This window comes from Lyngbya sp. CCAP 1446/10, assembly GCF_026130175.1.
Classification (GTDB): Bacteria; Cyanobacteriota; Cyanobacteriia; order Cyanobacteriales; family Microcoleaceae; genus Microcoleus.
Genome location: NZ_JAIGNI010000035.1, coordinates 54,013 through 61,144, shown reverse-complemented (window position 1 = coordinate 61,144; position 7,132 = coordinate 54,013). Strand labels below are relative to the sequence as shown.

Sequence of the window (7,132 nt, the reverse complement as noted above, 5' to 3'; positions counted from 1 at the left end):
AAAAGTAGCTAATGGATTTAAAGAAACAATGAAAATTATTTTTGATGAATATCTACCAAAATGGAATTATCGTGCAGTGCCGACTATTTAACCAACGCTAAAGTTATTAAATTTTCATTCCTTAGCTGCATTGAATATGTTTTAGTTGCATTATACAAAACCCGCTGCTGAAAGTATTCTACATTCAAAACCTGCATTTCAATGAGCACAGTTTTGTCACCATTAATCTTGGCTTTTACATCCAGGTAAGTGTCTTTGATACCTTTAATGTTTGGAGCTAAATAGGGGTCGATAATTTCTAAATTTTCGATGACTGGCTGTGCTTCGTATAGGAGAGCATTTAAAAAACTAATTAAAATGTTTTTACTGTCATCCGAGCCGAATATTTTTTTTAAAAGCAAATTTGGTTTTGGGGTTGATAAAACTCATGACATTTTTAATTTATTAGAGGTTTAGAGGTTGATGTGAGAATTATTTAAGCTATCTCACTATCATACAATATTCAGCATTGGCTTCGCGGACGATCGCCCAAACCGACCTCAATACAAATGCCAGTCCCCAGCCCGCGCCTAGGGAGTCATTTCTTTAATCTTTAATCTAAAATCCACCCAGGTCTGCTTGTCATGTTTCCCGAACAGCTAACTCAGGAACGTTTCGGCAATGGTAAAGTCATGGTAAACGGAGCACCTCAAGTCTGCTAAAAAAATAACTATGAAGTTTGTCTGCGTTCTATCCCCTCAACGGTTGCTTTCTGGTGGTATCGCATTGCTCGCAGCGATCCTCTTCGAGGGCTTCGCTAACGAGTGCGGTGCATGGCTCGTCGCTCCCAATGCGGCGCTGGCAAATGCTCCTGGGCAAAATTATTCGTCTGGGCCGCCGAAAATCCTCGCTAGTAACGATGTTAATTGCAAGCTTGAAGCCCGATCGCCCGAAACTCGCTGTCCAGTCGGCGGTTTGTTCGTCAAAACTCAAAATACAGCCACAGAGCAAGTCTTTCCTCTCAAACGGACTGAAGTTAAAGCCAAAATAGCCGGCAATATCTCCCGCGTCGAAGTTGTTCAGAAGTTTGAAAATCCTTTCCCCGAATCTTTAGAAGCTGTTTATGTATTTCCCCTGCCCGATGAAGCGGCGGTGGATGACATGGAAATTAAAATCGGCGATCGCACTATTAAAGCTGATATCAAACGGCGCGATGAAGCTTTGGAAATTTACCAAAAAGCTCGTCAGCAAGGCAGAACAGCGGGTTTATTGGAACAAGAACGCGATAATATTTTTACTCAGTCTCTAGCTAATATCAAACCGGGAGAAAAGATTGAAGTTACGATTCGCTACACCGAGAGTCTCAAATTTGCCGATGGCGATTACGAATTTGTGTTTCCCACAGTGGTTGGGCCGCGTTATATTTCGCAAAATACCACCGATGCCGATCGCATTAACCCGCCTGTTTTGCCTCCAAACACGCGCTCTGGTCACGATATTGCTGTTTTGGTAGAAATCGATGCCGGAGTTGCGATCGGCGATGTCCGCTCTACTTCCCATCAAATTACCACTGACCGCAGCGGCAATACTGTGCGCGTCCAACTAGCCAATTCTGACACAATTCCCAATAAAGATTTAATTCTACGCTATCGAGTAGCCGGCGAAAATACTCGCGCCACAGTCCTGAGTCAATCCGACCAACGCGGCGGTCATTTTGCTACTTATTTGATTCCCGCCTTAAACTACAAAACTAATGAAATTGTACCGAAAGATGTTGTGTTTTTGATGGATACTTCCGGTTCTCAGCAGGGCGAACCGCTGGCAAAATCTAAGGAGTTGATGCGCCGCTTCATTCAAGGACTCAATCCCAAGGATACTTTTACTATTATTGATTTTGCCAACACTGCAAAAGCGCTTTCAACAACTCCTTTAGCGAATACAGAAGCTAATCGACAAAGGGCAATTAATTATATCGACGCTTTGCAGGCTAACGGTGGCACTGAACTGCTCAACGGCATTCAAGCCGTGATGAAGTTTCCGGCGACAAAAACAGGAACGCTGCGGAGTATTGTACTGATTACCGATGGTTATATTGGTAATGAAAAAGAAGTGCTGGCCCAGGTGCAGCAGAGCCTGAAACCGGGAAATCGACTTTATAGTTTTGGTGTCGGCGGTTCGGTGAATCGGTTTTTACTCAACCGTTTGGCTCAAGTGGGAAGAGGCACGTCTCAAGTAATTCGTCAAGATGAACCGTCAGCAGCAGCGGCAGAAAAGTTTTTTCGTCAAATTAATAGTCCGGTATTGACTAATATTCAAATTAGTTGGGAAGGAGTGGGGGAAAAACCGGAGATTTATCCGATCGCACCACCGGATTTGTTTGCGAGTCAGCCGCTGGTGTTGTTTGGCAAAAAGAGCGATCGAACAAACGGCCAACTTCGCATCCGCGGCACTCAAGCGGGCGGCAAAGCTTACGAGCAGATTTTACCTGTGAATTTTGCTCAATCCGGCGGCGTGCGACAACGGGAGTCAACGTCAGTCACAGCAAATGTTACAGATTTTGGAAATTCGGCGGTAGCTCAACTTTGGGGGCGATCGCGCATTCAAGATTTAATGAATCAAATGTTTGGCGGCGAGACTAAATCTCTGGTGGAAGCTGTGACTAATACTGCTCTAAATTATCACTTGCTGTCGGAATACACGGCTTTTGTGGCTGTGAGCGAAGAAGTGCGAGTCGAACCAGATGGATCTCGTCGTCGCGTGCAAGTGCCTGTCGAATTGCCGCAGGGTGTCAGCTATGACGGTATTTTCGAGCGGGAGGAGAGCGACCAAACGAGAGGTGGCACTCGCAGCTCGAACTCGACTCCCAATTTTGCACGGCCAGTGCCAGCTCCTCGCGCGCTGCCAGCCCCTTACAGCGAGCCACCCCCGCAGCAAATTGCTGCTCGCTTGCAAGTAGTCAGCGCCCAAGGGTTGGATGCTGGGGCGATCGCCTCTCTGAATCAATACCTGCGATCTGTTAATCTCCCAGCGGCGGTTAGCGGCGAGACGGTGTGGGATTTATCCATACAAAACGGCCGCGTTGTGAAAGTCGCGATCCTCTTCGAGGGCTTCGCTAACGACACTCAAACCTCGACGCTGCAAGCAACAGACGCCATTGAGAGTCTCAAGGCAGCCTTGAACTCCTGGCAACCTCCCGCAGGATTCAAGGGCGCGCTGAGGCTAAAGTTGCGGATTAATGTCGATCGCTAAGGAATGACTATCTATGTCACGAAAGATTAACTTTTAATTCAAACATACCGAAAGGGCGATCTCTACCGCGAGAACAATATAAAATCTTTATTAAGAGATCGCGTTTGAACAGAAAGTAATGTTAACAGAAGTTATACGGTTTGATGCCAACGCTAAAACAGTCTAATTTTTGTAACAGTAGAATTTCTGAAACAACCTGAAGATTAAAGATTTCTCGATCGAACTCCCCAATCAGAGAAGGTATCAGGCCCTATGGAAGTTAGCGAACTGCTCAACAATTACGAAAAAGGACAAAGAGACTTTGCTGGAGCCGATCTGGGCGGGGCAAACCTCAGCGGAGCAATCTTAATCGGAGTCAACCTTTCGCGAGCTAATCTTTCCGGGGCGAACCTCAGCAGAGCATTTCTCACCAAAGCAACGCTCAAAGGCGCACTGCTGCACAGAGCAAATCTGAGTTTTGCCAAAATGGGCGAAATCCAACTCTCAGACGCAGATTTGACAAAAGCTAATTTGAGCGGAGCTTTTTTGGTAAAAGCAAAGTTACCGAGAGCAAAGTTAAGCGGCGCAACTTTAACCAGCGCCAACCTACGGAGTGCTGTGTTGTGGAATGCCAATTTGTGCAGCGCCGACTTGCAATTAGTTAACTTCCTCGGCGCAAATCTGACGGGAGCTAATTTTAAATGGGCAAACCTTTACGGTGCAAAGCTCAACAGTGCCAAACTTTTTGGAGCTCAATTAACCGGAGTCAGTCTGCGACGAGCGCAGTTGACAGGCGTGAATCTTTGCGGTGCAGATTTGAGCGGCGTTAATGTGAGCGAAGCTAAACTGATGGGAGCTAATTTGGAAGGCTCGAATTTGGCGGGAGCAAATTTCAGTGCGGCTCAGTTGCGGGGCGTTAAATTGGCGGGAGCAAACTTAACTGGGGCTAAGTTTAGAGGAAGTTGTTTGATCGGGGCAAATCTGAATTGGGCAAAGCTGTGTCAAGCTGATTTGATGGCGGCAGATTTGAGCGAGGCGACGTTAATAGGAGCCAATTTAGATAATGCTTTGTTGACTGGAGCTATTTTGCCCGAATCCACTAGGCGCTACTTTTCCTTAGCTGGGGCGTGCAAAGTCAATTCTTGGGAAGTTTCGGAAGTTAAAAATTGGTAATTGGTAATTGGTAATTGGTAATTGGTAATTGGTAGTATCAAATCCGTTGATATCGGATCTAAAATCCTTATGACTGTTAATTTTGGGTTGGTGCTGGTAACTGCTGCATCGGAGGCGGATGCGGAGAATATCGCTAAAACTCTAGTTGAACACAAGCTGGCTGCTTGTGTTAGTTTGTCGCCAATTCGCTCGATTTATACTTGGCAAGGCGAGATTCATGCCGAGTCGGAGTGGCAGTTGGTGATTAAAACTGATTTGGCTAAATTTGAGGCTTTAAAAACAAAAGTTCAGGAACTCCATTCCTATGAAGTTCCCGAAATTATTGCTATTCCCATTATCGCTGGCAGCGAGGCTTATCTGAATTGGCTGGGACAATCTTTAGGTTCGAGCGTTGGGAATGCAATTCCTTCATGATCCACCTATGAAGACGGACTGAAGTTTCTACTAAAAACGCTCAGAAACCTACATATTTTGACTGCTAGGGCCGATAACACCGACTTTGTGGCGAAAACTTAGTTCGCCGCCGAACCAGCCTGTAACGCCCAGCAAGCTGGCAACGACGACCGACAGTGCTAAACCTGTAAAGACGATCGGCTCAGCAGCATTTCCTTGGCGCAACACCAGGTTAATCAGCGAAAGTACCAGAGCCGCCACATTGCCGCCCATGTGCAACCAACCGGCACTGCGATCGCGCACTCTTTTAATTCTCGTAAAATCTAAAAAGCCCGTGATTCCCGCCAAAATCCCCGCAGCAAAGCCTGCACCAATCAGCCAAACCGAAGCTCTCGCCCAAAATGGATCGCTTGTCAGCCAATAACCGATATCTGTACCGGCGGCTGCGACTAAAAAGGCGATCGGAAACACGATCAGCACTGGGTGGAGGGGATGACCTGCAACTGAAACTGTACTCGTAATGCCGGCGTCGCGATACTCTGTGTCGTCACTTTCTAGAATCGGCGGAATATTGGGATAGGGCGTACTATTTGTTTGATTTGTTTCCATGATTTCTAGCGATAAGTTTTCTACCTACAAAGCCAGTTTTATTGGATTGAGCTTAATCCCAAATTCGCTCGCCATTTTCGTCAACGCGGGCCTGTCGAATTACGTCGGAAATTTCCTCGGCGTCTTTGACGTGGTGCAAAGCTTTCTTTTCCCCGTCCGGTTCTTCTACGATCACATAAGTTGGAACTGTAACTACATCTCCCGTGATGTCGGGCACGTGGTCAACTGCTAATTGCTGAGCTTTTTCTTCGATGCTTTGCGGTTCGTCGGAAATGCGATCGCCCGGATTGACAGTACGGCGCATATCTTTGCCCGGTTTGTCGATACTCATAAAACCTCTGTGGTGTTTCTAATTTTGTGCTGTCTGTAATTGCTACTATTGAACAAAAAATGTGCCTGCGGTAACATCTCCCAAGGGGTGTAAGTTGCAGTTATGCCGATCGCGCATCACCTCTTTCTGTAGGTAGAGACTTTTGGGCCTGTTCCGAAACAACCTAAGCTAAAATCTAAGCATGATATTTTCCTTCCCTTTGAGTTGCTCATGAAAAGTTACGATTGGATTGTTGTTGGCGGTGGCATTACGGGTGCAGCCCTGAGTTACGAACTGGCAAAAAAAGGTTTTGCTGTGCTGCTTTTGGAGCGAGATGCTACCATGCAAAATGCGACTCGTTTTAGTTATGGCGGCTTAGCTTATTGGTCTGGCACGACTGATTTAACTCGTCAATTGTGTCGGGAAGGTATCGAACGCCACCGCAATTTATCGGCGGAATTAGACGCTGATACTGAGTTTCGCGAGTTGGATCTGTTGCTGACAATTGATGCGGACGCTGATATTGAAAAAATAGTAGAAAATTACGCGCATTTTGCGATACCTCCGCAGCTTTTGAGCGTTGCAGAAGCTGGCGAGTTGGAACCTTTACTGAATAAAAGTGCGATCGCCGGAGCTCTAACTGTGCGTCACGGTCACATTTCCCCGACAGCCACAAATATAGCTTATTGTCAAGGGTTTGCGCGGTTGGGAGGAACTATAAAAATTGCTGAAGTAACTGGTTTAATAGCAGAGGGAAATCGGATTTCGGGAGTCAAGACGGTACACGAAAGTTATGCTTGCGAAAATGCGGTGATTTGTGCTGGAGGTTGGAGTCGAACTTTGCTCAAGGCGGCTGGCATTTCTGCGGGAGTTTATTTTAGTCGCGCCGAGATTTTGGAGACTGAACCTGTCGATTTGAAACTCAGGACTTTGGTGATGCCCGCGGTATTAAAACGTTTTGAATTGGAAGCTGAATCGAGTAAAATTGAGGTAAATTTTCTGTGGGATGAACCGGGTAATGAGTTGTTACCACCGATTTTAGATGCTGGTGCAATTCAATTTAATGATGGCAGTTTGCGGATCGGGCAATTGTCTCGAACTTTGAGCGATTTGAATGCTAAAGTCGATCGCGAAACCAGCGAAACCGCAATTCGTGCCGGAATCGGCAAGGTTTTGCCAGCTTTGGCCGATTTACCCGCAACTTGGCACGATTGTATTGTGGCATTTAGCGCGGATAAGCTCCCCATAGTTGGGGAAATTGGTTCTCGCCCTGGATTGCACGTTTTTTCGGGTTTGAGCAATCCTTTGGCGATTGTACCTGCTTTAGCTGAGCGATTTGCTGATTCGGCAGCAGGATCAAAAGATTGGGCGATTAAGAGCGGGATAGCTTCGCTTAACGAGATTTTGTCTCCCAATAGATTTGCTTAAAATGAAATACAA

Annotated in this window: 6 protein-coding genes and 1 pseudogene; 4 read left to right on the top strand and 3 right to left on the bottom strand. The window is 46.3% G+C overall.

The genetic code is table 11. The annotated features are described in order from the left end of the window. Nucleotides 1-119: 119 nt before the first annotated feature. Nucleotides 120-429 (bottom strand): annotated as a pseudogene (locus K4039_RS16080) (Rpn family recombination-promoting nuclease/putative transposase); the annotation flags it as partial. Nucleotides 430-711: 282 nt separating this feature from the next. Between K4039_RS16080 and K4039_RS16075 the strand changes: the two are divergent. The 3 genes from K4039_RS16075 to cutA all read left to right on the top strand — a co-directional run bounded on the left by K4039_RS16075 (nt 712) and on the right by cutA (nt 4,794). Further along, entirely contained in the window at nt 712-3,228 is a 2,517-nt protein-coding gene (locus K4039_RS16075; protein ID WP_265236483.1) for a VIT domain-containing protein, read from the top strand. A 252-nt stretch (nt 3,229-3,480) separates the two neighbouring features. Next, the gene (locus tag K4039_RS16070) at nt 3,481-4,380 is read left to right on the top strand and encodes a pentapeptide repeat-containing protein (RefSeq protein WP_265236481.1); all 900 of its coding nucleotides are present in this window, start codon (nt 3,481-3,483) and stop codon (nt 4,378-4,380) included. A gap of 69 nt (nt 4,381-4,449) precedes the next feature. Further along, on the top strand, nt 4,450-4,794 hold the full coding sequence (gene cutA / locus K4039_RS16065; RefSeq protein ID WP_265236479.1) for a divalent-cation tolerance protein CutA: 345 nt from the start codon (nt 4,450-4,452) through the stop codon (nt 4,792-4,794). Between the two features lie 48 nt (nt 4,795-4,842). On the opposite strand, the gene K4039_RS16060 is transcribed toward cutA, so the two are convergent. Then, nucleotides 4,843-5,382 carry a DUF2231 domain-containing protein gene (locus tag K4039_RS16060; RefSeq protein WP_265236476.1) on the bottom strand — a complete coding sequence of 180 codons (540 nt, stop codon included), beginning with the start codon at nt 5,380-5,382 and terminating at the stop codon, nt 4,843-4,845. A gap of 52 nt (nt 5,383-5,434) precedes the next feature. After that, a complete protein-coding gene (locus tag K4039_RS16055; RefSeq protein ID WP_265236474.1) occupies nt 5,435-5,713 on the bottom strand; it encodes a hypothetical protein in 279 nt (92 codons plus the stop codon). A 210-nt stretch (nt 5,714-5,923) separates the two neighbouring features. Between K4039_RS16055 and K4039_RS16050 the strand changes: the two genes are divergently transcribed. Continuing rightward, a complete protein-coding gene (locus K4039_RS16050) occupies nt 5,924-7,120 on the top strand; it encodes an FAD-binding oxidoreductase (RefSeq protein WP_265236472.1) in 1,197 nt (398 codons plus the stop codon). Nucleotides 7,121-7,132: the final 12 nt, after the last annotated feature.

Excerpts from the sequence above, each read along its gene's own strand:
- K4039_RS16060 (WP_265236476.1), bottom strand. The coding sequence starts at position 5,382 with ATGGAAACAAATCAAACAAATAGTACGCCCTATCCCAATATTCCGCCG.
- K4039_RS16055 (WP_265236474.1), bottom strand. The coding sequence starts at position 5,713 with ATGAGTATCGACAAACCGGGCAAAGATATGCGCCGTACTGTCAATCCG.
- K4039_RS16050 (WP_265236472.1), top strand. The coding sequence starts at position 5,924 with ATGAAAAGTTACGATTGGATTGTTGTTGGCGGTGGCATTACGGGTGCA.
- K4039_RS16070 (WP_265236481.1), top strand. The coding sequence starts at position 3,481 with ATGGAAGTTAGCGAACTGCTCAACAATTACGAAAAAGGACAAAGAGAC.
- K4039_RS16075 (WP_265236483.1), top strand. The coding sequence starts at position 712 with ATGAAGTTTGTCTGCGTTCTATCCCCTCAACGGTTGCTTTCTGGTGGT.
- cutA (WP_265236479.1), top strand. The coding sequence starts at position 4,450 with ATGACTGTTAATTTTGGGTTGGTGCTGGTAACTGCTGCATCGGAGGCG.